This window comes from Micromonospora sp. CNZ285 (assembly GCF_004637285.1).
Genome location: NZ_SPQD01000001.1, coordinates 3,366,603 through 3,384,354 on the forward strand (window position 1 = coordinate 3,366,603; position 17,752 = coordinate 3,384,354).

Consider the following 17,752-nt stretch of genomic DNA (forward strand, 5'->3'; position numbering starts at 1 on the left):
CGGAACATTTGTCCAACGACGCGCGTCAACCGCGTGGGCGGGCGGTAGGCGTACCGCACCGGAACGTCGTGTGGCGGGCATCGGCGACCGCGCGGTGAGAAATCGTACCGCTCCCCGTCACGGACCGGCCGGGGGCACTGTGGGGCCGCCGCGCACGGCCGTCCGGCCGTGGGCGGGCAGGGGGTACGCGGCAGCGATCGGTGCCGTCGGAGGGGCGGGCGTCGCGCCTCAGCTCTCCGTCTTGACCAGCGGGAACTCCAGTGAGCCGGCCGGGCAGAGGAAGGTGAGCACCTCGACCCGGTAGAGCCCGGCCTGCACCGCCGGGTCGGCCTCCATGACGCTGCGGACGTCGTCCACCGAGCCGGTCCGGGCCAGGCCGAAACCGATCGGCGGGTCGGGTTCGCGGGCCGGGCCGTCGACCGACCCGTCCACGAGCACGATGCCGCGCCGTTGCAGCGCCCGCATGTGCTGGAGGTGCTCGGCCTGCAGCCGTTGCACGGTCTCGTCCGGCAGGGCCCGTCCCGAGGGCCCCGGGTAGAGCACGATGCACTCGTACGTGTCCAGCGCGAAGTCGAGCCGTGGCGTCGCGGCCATGCGCACCTCCTGACCACCGTCCCGCCCAGCCTCCCACGGCGGCCCGGTGCGCCGGGCCCGCTCGCCGCAACTGCCAGTGCTTCGGCGCCACGATTCGGGGAATGTCCAGGGGTCGGGGCGCAGCACCGCCCCGCGAGGTACGAACGAGCACAGGAGGACCGCGAATGGCCACCAGCACCCAGCCCGCCAAGGCGTCGGGCAGCTACCGGATCGGTGGCGACCTGCCGGTCGACCGCCTCGGCTACGGGGCGATGCAGCTCACCGGCCCCGGTGTGTGGGGTGACCCGAAGGATCCGGCCGAGGCGGTACGGGTGCTGCGCCGCGCGTACGAGCTGGGCGTCACGTTCATCGACACCGCCGACTCGTACGGGCCGTTCGTCAGCGAGTTGCTGATCCGCGAGGCGCTGCACCCGTACGCCGACGACCTGGTCATCGCGACGAAGGCCGGGCTGACCCGCTCCGGCCCGGACGACTGGCGGCCGGTGGGCCGCCCGGAGTATCTGCGCCAGCAGTGCGAGCTGAGCCTGCGCCACCTGGGCCTGGACTGCATCCCGCTCTACCAGCTGCACCGCATCGACGCGAAGGTGCCGCTGGCCGACCAGCTCGGCGAGCTGGCGCTGCTGCGCCAGGAGGGCAAGATCCGGCACATCGGGCTGTCCCAGGTCAGCGTCGAGGAGATCGAGGCGGCCCGGGCGATCGCGCCGATCGTGTCCGTGCAGAACCTCTACAACCTGGCCGACCGCGGCGCGGAGGACGTGCTGGAGCACTGCGAGCGCCACGACCTGGCGTTCATCCCGTGGTTCCCGATCGCCACCGGCAACCTGGCCCGCCCCGGCGGGCCGCTGGACGCGATCTCGACAGCGCACGGCGCCAGCCCGGCGCAGCTCGCGCTGGCCTGGCTGCTGCGCCGGTCGCCGGTGATGCTGCCGATCCCGGGTACGTCGTCGGTGGCGCACCTGGAGGAGAACGTGGCGGCGGCCGGGGTGGAGCTGACCGACGACGAGTTCGAGGCGCTGGCAAAGGCCGCCTGAGCCGGCCGCCGCGCCTCCGCCGACCGGCCCCTTTCGCGGAATGTGACCGGACAACTACTGTCAGAGGGATTCTCATGAGCGGGGGTCCCCTGTGGAGGAATTCGACTACGTCATCGTGGGGGCCGGCGCGGCGGGATGCGTGCTGGCCAACCGGCTCACCGAGGATCCGGGAACGCGGGTGCTGCTGCTGGAGGCGGGCGGCTGGGACCGCAGCCCGTACGTGCGGGTGCCCAAGGCGTTCTCCCGGCTGATGGACGACGAGCGCACCGCCTGGCACTACCCGGCCACCACCGGGCCGGGCCGCCAGGAGATCTGGCAGCGCGGGCGGATGATCGGCGGCTCGACGTCGGTGAACGGCATGATCTGGAGTCGCGGCGCGGCCCGGGACTGGGACGCCCTCGAACCGCTGGGCTGGGGCTGGTCGGTCATGGGCCGGGTGTTCCCGCGGCTGGAGGACCACCCGCTCGGGCCCGCGCCGCACCGGGGCACCGGCGGCCCGGTGCGGCTGTCCATCGCCACCGGCACCGACCCGCTCGCCGAGGAGATGGTGGCGACCGGCGCCGAGCTGGGCTGGCGCCACGCCGACGACCTGGACGCCCACGACGACGAGCGGATCGGCTACCCGACCGCCACGATCCGCGCCGGACGCCGGGTCAGCGCCGCGGACGCGTTCCTGCACCCGGTGCGGCGCCGGCCCAACCTCACAGTCGAGGTCGGCGCCGTCGTCCTGCGGGTGCTCGTCGAGGGCGGCCGGGCCACCGGTGTACGGGTGGCGCGCGGCGGCGGGGAGGCCACGTACCGAGCGGCGGGCGAGGTGATCCTCGCCGCGGGCGCCCTGGCCACCCCGCACCTGTTGCAGGTCTCCGGCATCGGGCCGGCGGACACGCTGCGCGCCGCAGGGGTGCCGGTGCTGCTCGACCGGCCCCGGGTCGGCGCCGGGCTGCGCGAGCACCGGTCGATGGTGCTCCAGTACCGCCTCGCCGAACGCGGCGGCCACAACATGACCATCGGCAGCCCGCTCGGGCAGGCCCGGGCCACGCTGCGCTGGCTGCTCACCGGGGGCGGCCCGCTCGCCCTGCCGGTGCTGGACGTGGCGGCCCACCTCAAGTCCCGCCCCGACCTGGACCGCCCGGACGCGCACCTGCTGATGGCGCCGTTCTCGGCCGCCCCACCGCGCCCCGGCAGGGCGCTGGAGCTGGAACGGGAGCCGGGCGTGATGTGCCTGGGCACGGTGACCCGGCCGGACAGCGAGGGCAGCCTGACGATCACCGACGCGGACCCGCGTACGCCGCCGGCCATCGTGGCGAACTACCTCACCACCGAGCACGACCGGCGGGTGGCGGTGGACCTGTTCCGCCGGATGCGGGAGTTCTTCGGCACCGGCCCGATCGCGAAGCGCATCCAGGCCGAGACGGTGCCCGGGACGGCGACCACCACCGACGCGGAGATCGTCGAGGCGGCGGTGGCGCGCGGCTACTGCGGCTACCACGCGATCGGCACCTGCGCGATGGGCACCGGCGACGACCACGTGGTGGATCCGCGGTTGCGGGTGCGCGGCGTGGACGGGCTGCGGGTGGTCGACGCGTCGGTGCTGCCGGTGATGGTGGCGGGCTGGACCAGCGCCCCGGTGACCGCGCTGGCCTGGCGGGCCGCCGACGTGATCAGTGGACGGGACGCGGACTGAACGTGCCCGGGACCGCGCGGCGGCGGGCCCCGGGCACGTGGCTCAGACCGCGAAGCAGTTCGGCTGGACCGGGGCGCCGGAGAGCACCTGGCGTACCGCCGTGTACGTGGTGCCGTCCAGCACCAGCCCGAGGTGGCCGACGACCCGCAGCGGGCACCACGCCTGCACCAGGATGTTCGTCGCGCCGTCGGCGAGCACGGCGTTGTCGACCGGCCGGACCAGCTCGTCCTGCCACGTGCGCACCGTCGCCCAGCGCACCGGGCCCGGGGTGTCGTCCCCGGCGTTGAGGTCGGCGAGGAAGCTCGACCCGATGGTCATCTGCTGGCAGGCGATCACCCCGGCGCAGCTGCCCAGCCCGAGGAAGGCGACCAGGTTGGCGACGTAGGTGCCGTACTGCGGGCTGCCCAGGCTGACGTACTGGTCGACGGTGGCCGCGCCGCCGAGGTACTTGACGTACCAGCGGCTGACCAGGCCGCCCTCGGAGTGGCCGACCAGGTCGACGCGCGCCGCGCCGGTGCCGGCGCGCACCCGGTCCACGTAGGACGACAACGCCCGGGCGGACTCGCGGATGTCGCCGAGACCGAGGTTCGGCAACTGGAAGATCGAGACCCGGTAGCCGTCGGCGCGCAGCCGGGCGGCGATCGGCTCGTACGCGATGGAGATTCCACTCAGGCCGCCGACCACGATCACCGGGTCGGCGGCCGCGGCGGCGGCCCGTTGCGCGGCGGTGGCGACGGTGGCCGCGTGCGACGGGGCGGCGGGTTCGGCGGTGGCGGCCTGGGCGGCGGCCGGGACGAGCAGGACGGTGGCGGCGATGGTGGTGGCGGCCAGGATCGTTCGGAGCAGCATGGGCTGCACCTCCGGGGGGAGGCACCCGGGCGTACCCGGGGGGACGGGTGGGATCCGATCGATCGTGGACACGATGATGCGTGTCCGATTTCACACACGTCAATGGAAAGTTACGCGGCGGTAACCCTTGTCGCGCCCTCAGCGCAAACCGGCATGCCGGACCGGGCTCAGTTGCCCAGCGCCTGGACCTTCGCGATGGTCTCCTGCACGTGCTGCCGGGCCGGCTCCCCGCCCTGCGCGGCCTGCGCCAGCGCCTGCCGGTAGGAGTCGATGGCGCCGATCAGCGGCCCCGCCGTGGCCCCCTCCAGCGCGCCCGCCACCAGCGCCCGCGCCTCGGCCGCGTCCTGAGCGGCAGCGGCGGTGCGCGCCTTGGCCTCGTCCAGCTTCTGTGCCGCCGCCGCCAGCCTGGCGATGATCTCCGCCGCGCTCACACGCCCTCCCCCAGCTCACCGACCCCGCGAGCCTACCGCCCCGCCCCACCCCACCGCCTTCGCGATCTTGCACTTTCCGCCCGCCCGAAAGCCACAAATACCGCCGCCCAGGGGCCGAAACTCCATGATCGACGGAGCGGGCGGGTGGGCAGTGAGGACAGGGTCAGCGGAGGAGGCGGAAGAGGAGGAGGTAGAGGCAGAAGAAGGACGGGGAGACCAGCGCGCAGATCACGAAACCGAGCGGCACGTACCGTCCGGCCGGGGGCGCGTCGCCCTCCACCGCCGGGCGGCCCCAGCGGGCGAGCACCACCTGACCGGCCACGAAGGACATCAACGGCACACCCGCGCAGCTCAGCGCCGCCACCAGGTCCAGCCCGGTCACCGGCAGCGACGAACCCACTATCGCGATCAGCATCAGCAGCGAGCCGACCAGCGCGCAGCCCGCGTACACCACCACCGCCCGGGCCGCCGCCGACCAGGTGGGCAGCAGCACCGGCGTGCGGGCCAGCGCGTCGGCCTGCTGCCCGAACACGTCGGCCTCCTCGGCGAGCCGCCCCGCCGCCGCCAGCTCCGCCGCCGGGTCGCCGGCCCGCGGCGCCGGAACACCCCCCGAGGGGTACGTCCCGACGTCCGGCCGCCCCGGCGCGTCGGCTGCGCCGCCGGGCACCCCGTCCCCCGGTCCGGGCGCGGGACCCGGCGCTCCCCCACCGGCAGCCATCGCCGGCTCCGGCGCATCCGCCGGTACCGACGTCATCGGCACGCCGATCGCCTGCCCGAGCCGGTCCAGGTGCTGGCCCTGGGCGGTGAGCCGCTGCCCGAGCGTGTCGACGGCGGACTGGAGGCCGCGGCGGCGCTCCGCCTCGGCCGCGATCTCCCGCTCCCCGCCCCGCTGCCGGGTGGACAGCTCCCGCAGCAGCGCCGCGTACTCGTCGAATCCACTCATGGAACATCACTCCCGGCGGCGAACGGCACGATCAGCGCGGTGCGGTGCTCGTGCCGGTCGACCAGCAGGGCGCGCCCGTCGCGCGGGACGTACGCCAGGTCGTGCGCGCCGAGGTGCAGGCCCAGATCGGCGGCGGGGACGTTCAGCGCGACCAGGCCGGTCACGTCGTCGCGGTGACCGCTGCCGCCGAGGTCGTCGGCGAGCCGGCGCAGCCCGCGCCACCAGCCGAGCACGTGCACCCCGCGCGACGGGCCCTGGCGCAGCACGGCGCGCAGGTCGTCGTACCCGGATCGGAACGTCGCCGGGTCGGAGGCGGCCAGCGTCGTGGCGGCGGCGTCCATCCCGAACACCACCAGGTAGGTGCGCCCGGCGGCCGGGGCGTCGCCGGTCGCGGCCTCGGCGAGCTGGGCGCGCAGCGCGCCGGCGTCGAGGCGCCGGACCGGGTGCCCGGCGGCGGCCAGCGTCATGGCCAGGTCGTCGGCGGCGTCCGTGGTGCCCGGCGCCAGCGGCGCGAACAGGAACCGGGCGGTGCCGGGTACATGCTGGCGGGCCAGGGACAGGGTGGCCGACCGGAGCACGTCCGCGCCGGCCGCGGCGGTGCCGACCACCGCGAGGTGCCGGCCGGGGCTTCCGTCGAGCGCGAACCCGGCCGGGCTGCCGGGGACGTCCACCACGCGGCCGACGAGCGCGTACGGCGGGTCGGCGCCGGGCGTCAGCGCCGCCCAGGCGGGGTCATCGGTGAGCCGGGGCGTCTCGTGTCCCCGGAAGACGGCCGGCGGGCGTGACCCGGCCGGTCGGGCCGCGTGCAGCTCGTGACGCAGCGCGGCGAGGTCGGCCGAGGCGGCGTGCGCGTCGGGGAACCGCACCTCGGCGTCCGAGCCGGGCGCGCCCGCGCCGGTGTTCACCACTGCGGTGCCGACGGTGAGTCCGCGTGCGGCGTCGTTGCGCGGATCCAGTACGGCGTCGCCGCCTGGCAGCGCGATCCGCAGCGGGAACTGCCCGAAGATCGCCTCGGCCCGGCCGTAGAGCGCCTCGACGCCGGTGGTGCTCTGGCTCGCCAGCACCAGGTGCAGGCCGTACGAGCGGCCCTTGCGGGCGAGTTCCTCGATCAGGTCGACGGCCTGCCGGGCCAGCGCGTCGTTGCCGGCGAACAGCACGTGGAACTCGTCGACCACGGTGACGATCCGGGGCGGCCGGGCGTTGGGCGGCAGGTCGGCCAGGCGGCTGACACCGTGCCGCTTCAGCAGGTCGGCGCGGCGGCCCAGTTCGGCGCGCAGCTCGCGCAGCACCGCCACGCCGTACTCGCGGTCGGACTCGATGCCGACCGCGTCGGCGTGCGGCAGCCAGGACGGGTCACGGTCGGTGGGCACGAACTCGGTGAAGCTGACGCCCTCCTTGAAGTCGAGCAGCATCAGCCGCAGCTCGGCTGGGGAGTAGCGGGCGGCCAGCCCGTACAGCACGTCGAGCAGCAGGACCGTCTTGCCGGCGCCGGTCCGCCCGCCGATCAGCCAGTGCGGGGTGGCGTCGTCGAACGCCACGCTCAGCGGACGGCGTCCGGCCCGGCCGAGCACGGTACGCAGCCCGGAGGCGGCGGACCCGGCCCAGCGCTGCGCGGGCAGCAGGTCGGTGAACGTGACGCCGTTCTGGTCGGCGGCCTCGGCGTACCGGCGGGCCAGCGCGGTGACAGTGGCGTGCGAGGGGTCGCCGTCGAGCACGACCGGGGCGGCCAGCCCGCTGCCGTCGGTGCTGAACGGGCGCCCCGGCGGGTCGCCGACGAGCGTGTACCGCTCGGTGACGCGCAGCTGGGTGGTGGCACCCAGCGGCGGCGCGGCGCTCGGCCCGGCCGGTGGGTGGCCGGCCAGCAGCACGCAGACGGCCGCGGCCGGGCCGGCGTGGGTGAGCGCGGCCAGCCGGGCCAGTTCCCGGGGCGGTGGCGCGGACGCGGCGACCACCACCAGCAGCTCACGGTCCTCCGGCGCTGATCGCTGGGCGGTACGGGCGTGCCGCTCGGCCAGGTCGAGCAGGGCCGTCGTCTCCGCCTCGGTGGTCGCCGCCGCGGCGAGCACCCCGGCGTCCTGGAGTGGGCGCAGCGGCAGGAACGCCGCGCCGAAGGCGGCCTGGTCGATGCCGGCCACCCGGATCGTGCCGGCCGGAGCGGCGGTCAGCAGCCGTACCACCACCGCCCGCAGCAGCTCGCCGACGCGCGGGTCACGGGCGTCCGCGTCGACGGCCAGGTGCGCGCCCGCGCCCACGGGCACGAGCACCGGGAACGCGCCGTCGACAGTGGTCGCGGCGCCGAGGCGTACCGGAACGGGGTGGGTCGCGACGCGGGCCGTGCCGGGCACCGCGGCGGCCAGCTCACCGCCGAGGCGGGCCAGCCGCGCGACCAGCTCGGGGCTGCCCACCGGCGCCGGGCCCGCGGCGCCCAGCAGCCGCCGGGCCGCCTCCCAGTGCCGCACCGCCCGCCGATGCCGATCGACCGCCTGCCGGTACGCCGCCGCGAGTCTGCCCACCGTCCGCCCTCCGACGTTTGCGATCGAAGGGAACCCTAACGGACGCGCGCCGCACCGGCACGGGGCGCTCCGCACCGGGGATTCGTCCACTGTTCACCCGGCTACGGACGGGCGCGCCGCCCGCCGTTCCCCCGGCCCGGTTTGCCTTCCCCCAGGCAATCGTGCGCACAGGAAGGCGACGACGTGACCACCTCACCTCTCCCCCGGCGGTCCCTGCTGCGCGGCGGCGTGGCCGGCGGACTCGGCATCATGGTGGCCGGCAGCCTGGAGGCGATCGCCGGACCGGCGGCGGCCCGGCCCGCGTGCCGCCCCGCCGTCGGCTACGGCGACCTGGTGCCGGACCCGGCCGGCCTGCTGGCGCTGCCGCCCGGCTTCTCGTACACCGTCGTCGCGCAGGCGGGCGCGACGCTGCTGGAGTCCGGGCAGCCCACCCCGAGCGACGCGGACGGCACCGGCTGCTTCCGCGGGCCGCACGGCTCGGTGCTGGTGAACAACCACGAGATCGGCGGCGACGAGCCGTACCCGGTGCCGGCGCTGCCCGGCCTCACCTACGACCCGGGTGCCCGCGGCGGCACCACCACCATCGAGGTGGACCGGCACGGGCGGCGGCTGCGCGAGTACGTCAGCGTGGCCGGCACGCACAACAACTGCGCCGGTGGCATCACCCCGTGGGGCACGTGGCTGACCTGCGAGGAGACCGAGCAGCGGGCCGGCGGGCGGTATCTGAAGGACCACGGGTACGTCTTCGAGGTCGACCCGTACGACAGGTCCGCCAACACCGATCCGGTGCCGCTGACGTTCCTCGGGCGGTACTCCCACGAGGCGGTGGCGGTCGACCCGTACACGCACTCGATCTACCTGACCGAGGACGCGAGCGGGCCCAACGGCCTGTACTTCCGGTGGACGCCGCCGCCCGGCTTCCGGGCCGGCAAGGGCGCACTGCGGGCGCTCGCCCAGCGGCCCGACGGCGGCACCGCAGGCAGCCTCGCCGCGATGCGCTGCCTGCGCGGCGACACGCACGTGGCCGACCTGTCCGAGGCCACCACGCCCGGCACCCGCTACCGGGTCCAGTGGGTCGAGGTGCCCGACCGCGACGCCCGCACCGTGTCCGTACGCAAGCAGTTCACCGACGCCGAGGTGACCCGCAGCCGCAAGCTGGAGGGCGCGTGGTGGGGCGACGGCGGCGCGTACTTCGTGGCCAGCTACGCCCGCCACGACGACGGCAGCGCCAACGAGCACGACGGACAGGTGTGGTTCTACGACCCGCGCCGGCAGACCGTCACGCTGAAGACCATCTTCGGGGTGAACACCGACCCGGAGGCCGACCACGGCAACTACGACGGGCCGGACAACATCACCGTCTCCCCGTACGGCGGGGTGATCCTGGCCGAGGACGGCGAGGGCGTGTCGCACCTGGTCGGCGTCACCGAGCAGGGCAAGGCGTACCCGCTGGCGCGCAACGAGCGCAACGACAGCGAGTTCACCGGGCCGACGTTCAGCGCGGACGGGAAGACGTTATTCGCCAACATCCAGTCGCCGGGGTACGTGTTCGCGATCACCGGACCGTGGGGGCGGCCGGGCAACGGGCACCGCTGAGCGGGTGGCCGGCGGTTCCCGGGCGGGAGCCGCCGGCCGATCCGCCTCTCCTCGGCGATCTTGCACCTGCGGCCCCGAAGAATGGGTGCATAAGCCGCATTTCGCCGCCCGAAAGTGCAAGATCGGCGCACTGGACCGCGCCGACGGTTGTCCGCGCGACGCTCTCGGCGATCGCGGAGCGTGGCGGGTTCGGCTGAACCCGGCCGCACCCGCCACTTCCTCCCGCACAGAGCAGCCCTTGATGCGTCACGTCAACAAACGGCCGGACGTATCAATTCATGCCCGCCGGCGGGCGCAGGCCGTCCAGCGCGATGGCCAGGACGCGGTCCCGCTGGGCCGGGTCCGGGAACTGGTACGCGGCGAGGCCGCTGATCAGCCGAATCACGTCGTCGAAGCCGGCGTCCGGCCGGGCCGCCCCGGCCTCCTGGGCGCGGCGCAGCAGCGGCTCGCCGGTCGCGTAGATCTCGGTGCGGCAGCTGCGGAACACCTCGGAGTCGTGCACCAGTTCCTCGGCCAGCGCCCGCTTGGTGGCCACGTAGGCGACGAACCGGTGCAGCCAGCCGACCAGGGCGTCCCACGGCGGCTCGTCGGACAGGTCGGCGGCGGAGGCGCTGAGCGCGCGCACCTCCTCGACGTAGACCGCCTCGAACAGGTCCCGCCGCTGCGGGAAGTTGCGGTAGAGCGTGCCGATGCCCACGCCCGCCCGGCGGGCGATCTCCTCCAGCGACGCGCCCGCGCCGTGCTCGCCGAAGACCTCGCGGGCGGCGGCGATCAGCGCGTCGTAGTTGCGGCGGGCGTCGGCCCGCTTCGGGCGGCGCGCGAAGACCTCGCCGGTCACGTCGGCATCGGCCATGGCGCGCGTCACCCCTTTCGCCTTGCAACCGGAGGCACCCCTCCGCTAGGTTAGTGGAGGCAAGCCTCCGGTTACTGACCGGAGCCACCCCTCCGGATAGCTTACTCCGGACTCTCCGGCCGCCCATCCGGCCACGCGATCCTCGCGCCCCCGACACGGACCCGGGAGGTCCCACCATGCCCGCCGACCGCTGAACGCCAGCGCAACCCGGCCGCCACCGCCGCACGACGCGCGAGCGGCCACCACGCTCGTACCGACAACGGGGAGTTCTCCCACATGATCCACTCACCCCGGCGCGGCTCGCGCCGGATCACCTTCCTCGTGCTGGCCGCCGGCACCGGCTTCTTCGCGATGCTCCAGTCGCTGATCACGCCGGTGCTGCCCACCATCCAGCACGACCTGCACACCTCGCCCAACACAGTGACCTGGGTGCTCACCGCGTACCTGCTCTCCGCGTCCGTCTTCACGCCGATCGTCGGCCGCATCGGCGACATGGTCGGCAAGGAGAAGACGCTCGTCTTCTCACTCGCCGCGCTGGCGCTGGGCTGCCTGCTGGCAGCCGTCGCCCCCAGCATCGGCGTGCTGATCGCCGCCCGGGTGGTGCAGGGCATCGGCGGCGCCGTCTTCCCGCTGTCGTTCGGCATCATCCGCGACGAGTTCCCGGCCGCCCGGGTCAGCTCGGCGGTGGCCTCGATCTCCGCGGTCGTCGCCGTCGGCGGCGGGCTGGGCGTGGTGCTGGCCGGGCCGATCGTGGCCACCCTGGGCTACCGGTGGCTGTTCTGGATCCCGCTGGTGGTGGTCGGCCTGACCGCGCTCGCCGCGCACCGGTTCGTGCCGCGCTCGCCGGTACGCACCCCAGGCCGGATCAACTGGCTCAGCGCCGTACTCCTGTCCGGCTGGCTGGTGGCGCTGCTGCTGCCGGTCAGCAAGGGCGCCGCCTGGGGCTGGGGATCCGGCCGGGTGGTCGGGCTGCTGACGCTGGCCGCGGTGCTCGCGGCCGCCTGGCTGACGACCGAGGCCTGGGCCGCGAATCCGCTGATCGACCTGCGGATGATGCGCCTGCCGGCGGTCTGGACCACGAACCTCGTCGGGTTGCTCTACGGCGCCTCGATGTTCGCCGTCTACGCGTTCCTGCCGCAGTTCGCGCAGATCCCGACCAGCGCCGGCTACGGCTTCGGCGCCAGCGTCACCCAGGCCGGGCTGCTGATGCTGCCGATGCTCGTCGGCATGTTCGTGGCCGGCCTGCTGGCCGGACGCCTGCAGTCCCGGTTCAGCGCCAAGGCGCAGCTGAGCACCGGTGCGGTGTTCAACGTGGCGGCCGCCGCCATGCTGACCGTCGCGCACGACACCCGCTGGCAGGTCGGTATCGCCGGCGGTCTGGTGGGTCTCGGCATCGGGCTGGCGTTCGCCTCGATGGCCAACCTGATCGTGGCGAACGTGCCGGCCGGGCAGACCGGCGCGGCGACCGGCATGAACGCCAACATCCGTACCATCGGCGGCGCGATCGGCGCGGCGCTCGCCAGTGCCGTGATCACCGCGAATCCGCAGCCGAGCGGGCTGCCCCGGGAGGCCGGTTTCACGGCGGGCTTCCTGCTGCTCACCGGCATCTCGGTGGCCGCGGCGCTGGCCGCGCTCGCCGTACCCTCCGGTCGCCGCCGGTGGCCCCGGCGGCGGATCGGGCCGGCGGTGCCGGACCTGGCGCCGGTGCCGGCCGCGGAGCTGGTCCCGGCCCGCTGACCTCAAGGGGTACGAGCAGACGAGAGCCCCGCCCGGCGCGTACCGGGCGGGGCTCCGCGGTGCCGGCCGCCTTCGCGGCTACGGTCCGAGCGGCGCGAGAAATGATCCTTGCCTCCCTGGCTGCCTAGCACGGCAACCTCGAACCCCAACCATGATCACGAATGGCGGCTGCGCACTAGCGTGGTGCGACGCGGCAGCCGGGGTCGGGGCCGGTGTCGGCCACGCCGCAGTGGAACACCTCGACCGGGGCGGCGTCCACGTCGGGCACCTTCGCCACGGTGAGCAGCGCCAGCCGCTTCGCCACCGGCTCGCCGGAGTCCGGGGCGTACCGGATGAGGCCGCTGACCCCCGGGTAGCCGCCGGCGGCGTTCTGCCGCAGCACCTCGGCGTGCACCCCGACCGGGTTGACCGAGCGGGGCTCCCAGCGGCGGCCGGTGTCGGCGTGGCGCAGGCGGGCGGCGAGGCTCTCCAGCGCGCGTACCGTCATCATGGTGGCGTCGTAGGCCAGGCTGACCCGCTCGCCGACCGGCGGGCCGGTCCCGGCGCGGCATCGGGGCGGGTCGAGCAGGCCGTCCGCGCCGATCCAGGTGAGGAAACTGCCCCGGGCGTCGTCGCGCCCGGCCTGCGCGGCCCGCAGCGACGCGCACGTGGCCAGCGCTGCTTTCGACACGTACGTGACCGGCAGGTTGCCCGGCGCGCTGGCGCGCAGCCCTGGGTTGGCCATGTAGCGGTTCACCGAGTCGTCGGCGACCAGGTGCCGGGGCGGGTTCGCGCCGCACTCCTTGAGCGCGCGCATGAACCCGTCGAACTCCGACCAGCGGCCGGCGAAGAAGAGCATCCCCGGGTAGCCGCACTCCTGGGTGAGCCGCCGCCCGCTGCGCCATTCGTCAAGCCGGGTGATCCGGTCGCCGAAGCGTTCCCGCAGGCCGTCGACGAGGGTGGCGACGTAGAGGTCGTCGGTGAGCGAGCTGCCCTCGCCGGTGGTCCAGTAGACGTGCGCCTCCCCCACCCGCAGCACCTGCCGGGCGTACGCCTCGACCATCCGGGTCTGGTCCCGGTTCGGCGCCGACATGGCCAGGTAGAGGCTGGAGTTGGCGTCCATCCGGTCGGCCGACAGCGTGGGGGCGAGCACCGGCAGGCCGACCCGGTTGAGTTCGCGCAGCGCCGCCGCCGTGCTGGTGCGGCTGTCCACCAGCCCGACCACGCCGAGCACTGTGGGGTCGTCGCGGGCCAGCCCCTCCAGCATCCGTACCGCGTCGTCGGCGTGCCGCATCTGCCGACCGGCGTTCGCCACCACGATGTGCAGCAGCGCCGCGTCGTCCGCCGCCGCCGACTCCTGGAGCAGGGCGTACTGGGCGGTGGCCATGCCCTCCAGTTCCTCCCGCTCGGAGACGTAGGACTCCTCGTCCGCGCGGGTCCGGTTGCCGGTGAGGCTGCCCAGGTAGACAAGCGTCAGGTAGGGGCGGCGGTGCTCGCTGCGCCGCCACACCTCCTCGGCGGCCCGGTTCTGGGCGAAGATGCGCCGCTGCACGGCGCGCAGCCGGTCCTGCCCGGGTTCGCTGTTGAAGACCTGCCCGGCGGTGTCGCTGTAGCCGACGCACTCCCCTCCCACGAGCCGGACGGTGACCCGGTCGGTGGGCCAGGGACGGCAGTCCGGCGCCCACCGCCCGTGCGCCCACACGCCCAGCCCGGCGACGAGCGCCAGGGCCACCGCGGCGGGCAGGAACCGCCGCGCCCACCAGGGCGGGTCGGGCGCGACAAGGGCCGGCGGGACGCCTCCCACCGGGGCGTCGACGTCCCGGTCGTCCGCCTCCAGCAGCATCAGCCAGGCGCCGGAGCGACGCAGCCGGCGGTTCTCCGGCAGCGCCTCGGCCCACTCCTCGTACGCCTCCTCGGCCTCGGCCAGCGGCCGGGCCGCGGCCGGTTCCGGCGGCGGGTCGGCGGCGACCGCGACGACGAGCAGCGGGTCGTTGCGGCCGGTCTCGTTGCGCACCTCGTCGACGAGCCGGACCAGCGTGTGCCCGACGTTGTCCGGCCGCGCGCCGTCGAGCACCAGCACCGGATAGGCGGTGCGGCGCCAGTCCCCGGGCCGCCAGAACCGCCGCCGGTACGCGAGGCGCAGGTCCTCCAGGAACGCGTGCAGCAGCAGCTTCTCCACCTGGGCCGGGTGTTCGCCGTCGCGCCAGCCGGCGGTGAGCCGCTCGGCGAAGCCGAGGAACGTCACCGACTGCCGGGGCGCCAGGTACTGCTGGCGCATGAACCAGCGGTACTGCCGTCCGACGAGCGGCACCCGGCCGGAGACGGCGATCCGGAACACGACGCCGGGCACGGCCCGCCACAGCAGCCAGAGCAGCAGGTGCAGCGCGGCGCCGAGGCCGGAGTCGCCGCCGACCTGGGGGTCGTCACCGGTCCGCCGTCCCCGCCAGTCCCGCAGCCGGCGGACCAGCGCGGCCCGGCCGCTGTCGGCGGCGTCCAGGTCCACGGCGAGCGTCTGGTGCATCAGCCAGTCGGCCAGCGGGTAGTGCCGGAACCGCAGCCGGGGCGCGCCGAACGCCTCCACGGAGAGTTGCCGGTGCAGTTCGCGCAGCACGGCCGCGACGTCGTCGCCGGCCGGGCGGCCGGTCAGGTCCAGCACGGCGTGCGGTACCCGCCGCCCGGCCCGGCGCGCCGCGAAACGCCGTAGCAGGGCCGCGATCGCGCCGTCCCCGGTGGGCCGGACTAGCCAGAGCAGCGGGAGCCGGCGGTCACCGCGGCGTGGACGCCGCAGCAGCCGGGCCAGCAGGGTGAGCAGTTCCGGGCCGCCGGCCGGGAGTTGCTCGCGGACCGGCCGCGGCCGGGTCGCCGGCTCACGCATGGTCACCTCCGGGTCACATGCGGTGTCGCACCATTGTCGACGTTCGATGCAACCCGGCACGGCGGGGCCCCGCTCGACGGACGGGTGCCGAGCGGGGCCCTCCTCGCGTGCGGATCAGCCGATGGCGGCGGTCAGCGCGGCCAGGTAGCCGTAGCGGTAGCCGTTGGCGTTCGGGTGGTACGCCTCGATGACGCCGCTGACGTCGCGGATCCACGGCTCGGCGGCGCACACGCCGTGCCCGGCGAAGAACGGCCGCGCGTCGACGAAGGTGCCCCCGGCGGCGGCGGCCCGGCCGGAGATGACGCCGTTGAGCGTGTCGGCGGCCTGGTTGAGGATGGTGCGCTTGTAGCTGCTCATGGCGAGCAGTCCACAGGAGCCGGTCTCGAACAGCCGCGGGTAGCCGAGCACCACCAGCCGGGCGTTCGGGGCCCGGTTGCGGATCGCGGTGTACGTGGCGTCGAGCCGGGCGGGCAGCGTGGCGGTGGCGAACGCCTTCGACTCGTTCACCGCGCTCTCGCAACTGGACGTGCTGCCGAAGCGGCAACTGGTCATCACGTCGGCGAAGCCGGCGTCGTTGCCGCCGATGGTGATGGTGACCAGCGTGGTGCTGCTGCTGAGCTGGCCGACCTGGTTGGCCAGCACGTCGGCGGTGACCGCGCCGCCGCAGGCCGGGAACTTGAAGCTGGTGACCGAATGGGCGGTGGCCCAGAGCGGGGCGTACGACTTCTGGCTGCGCAGGCAGGTGGACAGGTCGTACGGGCCGGCGCCGACCCCGGAGGAGTAGGAGTCGCCGAGGGCGACGTAGTTGACGGTGGCCGCCCGGGCGGCGCCGGGCAGGAGCACGGCGCCGAGTACGGCCGCCAGGAGGGCGGCGAACGCGGTACGGACGCGACGGGGCATGGCAGAGCCTCCACGGGGCAGGGGTGGTGGAGCCCGTTGACCGCGCGCGTGGCCGAGGGATCGGTGCTGTTACTGGTCGGTAATGCTATCGAAACATTCGTCGAAATTGAATAGCCCCGATCGGCCGGACAGGACAGATACGTTCACATGTGTCGATTAGTTTGACGGTGACGACACCCGACGGAGGGAGTCCCACCGTGCGACGCGCACTCACGGCGGCCATCGCCGCCCTGACCCTCACCACGGCCGGCACCACAGTGACCGGTGCCCCCGGCCAGGCCGCCCCCACCGGATGGGGCCGGCCGCAACCCGCGGCGGCCACCCCGACGCCGGGTGGCCCCGGGCTGGGCGACAGCTACTTCCCCGACTACGGCAACGGCGGCTACGACGTCGGCCACTACGACATACGGCTGCGCTACGAGCCGGCCACCGACCGGCTCAGCGGCACCACCACGATCCTCGCCACCGCCACGAAGGACCTGTCGCGGTTCAACCTGGACTTCGCCCTCGACGTCGAGTCGGTGCGGGTGAACGGGTGGGCTGCCGGGTTCGCCCGGGCCGGCGACCACGAGCTGGTGATCACCCCGGCCCGGCCGCTGACGAAGGGCCAGCAGCTCACCGTCGTGGTGAGGTACGCGGGCGTGCCGTCGCAGACCACCGTCTACGGCTACACCGCGTGGACCCGTACCGCCGACGGGGCGCTCGCCGTCAACGAGCCCGAGTCGGCCTGGTGGTGGTACCCGAGCAACGACCACCCGAAGGACAAGGCCACCTGGGACATCTCGGTGTCGGTGCCGACCGGCGTCGAGGTGATCAGCAACGGCGTGCAGCCGCGCGACCCGCTGCCCGAGGCCGGCAACCGCACCCGGTGGAGCTGGCGCAGCGTCAAGCCCGGTGCCACGTACCAGGCGTTCCTCGCGATCGGGCAGTACGACATCGTCACCGGCACCGCGCCGAACGGGCAGCCGGTGGTGAACGCGTACAGCACCACGCTCGGCGAGCGCCTGCCGGCCGCGCGGGCCAGCATCGAACGCACCGCCGAGATCGTCGACTGGGAGAGCGGGCTGTTCGGCCCGTACCCGTTCGAGGCGCAGGGCGGCGTGGCCGGGCCGGTCGACGGCATCGGCTTCGCCCTGGAGACGCAGACCCGTCCGGTGTACGGCCCCGGCTTCTGGCGGCGCGGCGCCAACACGTACGTGGTGGTGCACGAGAACGCCCACCAGTGGTTCGGCGACTCGGTGTCGGTGGCGGACTGGCGGCACATCTGGCTGAACGAGGGCTTCGCGTCGTACGCCGAGTGGCTCTGGTCGGAGGAACAGGGCGAGGGCACCGCGCAGGAGCTGTTCGACTTCACCTACGACAGCTACCCGGCCGACTCCGAGTTCTGGCAGGTGCGCCCCGGCGCCCCGGGCCCGAGCGGGATCTTCGACGCCGCCGTCTACGACCGGGGTGCGATGGCGCTGCACCAGATCCGGCTCGCCGTGGGCGACGCCGCGTTCTTCCGCGTCCTGCGCACCTGGACGGCCAAGCGGCAGTACGGCAACGGCACCGTCGCGCAGTTCCAGGCGCTCGCCGAGCGGATCTCCGGACGGGACCTCGACGCGGTGTTCACCACCTGGCTGTTCACCCCCGGCCGGCCCGCCGTGGCCGGCGCCGCGCGGACGACAGCCGCACCGGCGCAGCCGGCCTCGTGGGCGAAGATCCGGGCCGCGCACGACCTGCTCGGCCGCTGACCGGCGCCGGCCGGGCCGCTCCCCCGCGACGGGG

General features: G+C 74.6%; 13 protein-coding genes. 5 read left to right on the plus strand and 8 right to left on the minus strand.

What is annotated here, in order from left to right; translation table 11 throughout:
* Positions 1 to 228: 228 nt before the first annotated feature.
* Positions 229 to 594 (minus strand): YciI family protein, encoded by a 366-nt coding sequence (locus CLT75_RS15090; protein WP_013287532.1) that lies wholly within the window; start codon positions 592 to 594, stop codon positions 229 to 231.
* A gap of 164 nt (positions 595 to 758) precedes the next feature.
* Here CLT75_RS15090 and CLT75_RS15095 point away from each other — a divergent pair, with 164 nt between their 5' ends.
* Together CLT75_RS15095 and CLT75_RS15100 are read left to right on the plus strand one after the other, a co-directional pair.
* A complete protein-coding gene (locus tag CLT75_RS15095; protein WP_135241230.1) occupies positions 759 to 1,625 on the plus strand; it encodes an aldo/keto reductase in 867 nt (288 codons plus the stop codon).
* Positions 1,626 to 1,716: 91 nt separating this feature from the next.
* A complete protein-coding gene (locus CLT75_RS15100) occupies positions 1,717 to 3,309 on the plus strand; it encodes a GMC family oxidoreductase N-terminal domain-containing protein (protein WP_135241231.1) in 1,593 nt (530 codons plus the stop codon).
* Positions 3,310 to 3,351: 42 nt separating this feature from the next.
* Here the strand turns inward: CLT75_RS15100 and CLT75_RS15105 are convergent, their stop codons facing one another.
* The 4 genes from CLT75_RS15105 to CLT75_RS15120 form a co-directional block, all read right to left on the minus strand.
* Entirely contained in the window at positions 3,352 to 4,158 is an 807-nt protein-coding gene (locus CLT75_RS15105) for an alpha/beta fold hydrolase (protein WP_135241232.1), read from the minus strand.
* A gap of 167 nt (positions 4,159 to 4,325) precedes the next feature.
* Positions 4,326 to 4,589: a DUF6244 family protein gene (locus CLT75_RS15110; protein WP_073830945.1), complete on the minus strand. Its 264-nt coding sequence runs from the start codon at positions 4,587 to 4,589 to the stop codon at positions 4,326 to 4,328.
* 163 nt (positions 4,590 to 4,752) lie between these two features.
* Positions 4,753 to 5,532, minus strand: coding sequence for a hypothetical protein (locus CLT75_RS15115; protein WP_135241233.1), 780 nt, complete (start codon positions 5,530 to 5,532; stop codon positions 4,753 to 4,755).
* Positions 5,529 to 8,045 (minus strand): FtsK/SpoIIIE domain-containing protein, encoded by a 2,517-nt coding sequence (locus CLT75_RS15120; RefSeq protein WP_135241234.1) that lies wholly within the window; start codon positions 8,043 to 8,045, stop codon positions 5,529 to 5,531. The genes CLT75_RS15115 and CLT75_RS15120 overlap by 4 nt, the downstream gene beginning before the upstream one ends.
* Positions 8,046 to 8,228: 183 nt before the next feature.
* Here CLT75_RS15120 and CLT75_RS15125 point away from each other — a divergent pair, with 183 nt between their 5' ends.
* Positions 8,229 to 9,641 carry an alkaline phosphatase PhoX gene (locus tag CLT75_RS15125; protein WP_135241235.1) on the plus strand — a complete coding sequence of 471 codons (1,413 nt, stop codon included), beginning with the start codon at positions 8,229 to 8,231 and terminating at the stop codon, positions 9,639 to 9,641.
* 271 nt (positions 9,642 to 9,912) lie between these two features.
* On the opposite strand, the gene CLT75_RS15130 is transcribed toward CLT75_RS15125, so the two are convergent.
* The gene (locus CLT75_RS15130) at positions 9,913 to 10,494 is read right to left on the minus strand and encodes a TetR/AcrR family transcriptional regulator (RefSeq protein WP_486485184.1); all 582 of its coding nucleotides are present in this window, start codon (positions 10,492 to 10,494) and stop codon (positions 9,913 to 9,915) included.
* Between the two features lie 276 nt (positions 10,495 to 10,770).
* Between CLT75_RS15130 and CLT75_RS15135 the strand changes: the two genes are divergently transcribed.
* The gene (locus tag CLT75_RS15135; RefSeq protein ID WP_135241237.1) at positions 10,771 to 12,231 is read left to right on the plus strand and encodes an MFS transporter; all 1,461 of its coding nucleotides are present in this window, start codon (positions 10,771 to 10,773) and stop codon (positions 12,229 to 12,231) included.
* 175 nt (positions 12,232 to 12,406) lie between these two features.
* Here CLT75_RS15135 and CLT75_RS15140 read toward each other — a convergent pair whose 3' ends face one another.
* Together CLT75_RS15140 and CLT75_RS15145 are read right to left on the minus strand one after the other, a co-directional pair.
* Positions 12,407 to 15,085, minus strand: a complete 2,679-nt coding sequence (locus CLT75_RS15140) for a type 1 periplasmic-binding domain-containing protein (protein WP_135241238.1) — start codon at positions 15,083 to 15,085, stop codon at positions 12,407 to 12,409.
* A 114-nt stretch (positions 15,086 to 15,199) separates the two neighbouring features.
* Positions 15,200 to 15,985: an SGNH/GDSL hydrolase family protein gene (locus CLT75_RS15145; protein ID WP_135241239.1), complete on the minus strand. Its 786-nt coding sequence runs from the start codon at positions 15,983 to 15,985 to the stop codon at positions 15,200 to 15,202.
* Between the two features lie 197 nt (positions 15,986 to 16,182).
* On the opposite strand from CLT75_RS15145, the gene CLT75_RS15150 reads away from it, so the two are divergent.
* The gene (locus CLT75_RS15150) at positions 16,183 to 17,718 is read left to right on the plus strand and encodes a M1 family metallopeptidase (protein ID WP_135241240.1); all 1,536 of its coding nucleotides are present in this window, start codon (positions 16,183 to 16,185) and stop codon (positions 17,716 to 17,718) included.
* The last annotated feature ends 34 nt before the right edge of the window (positions 17,719 to 17,752 follow it).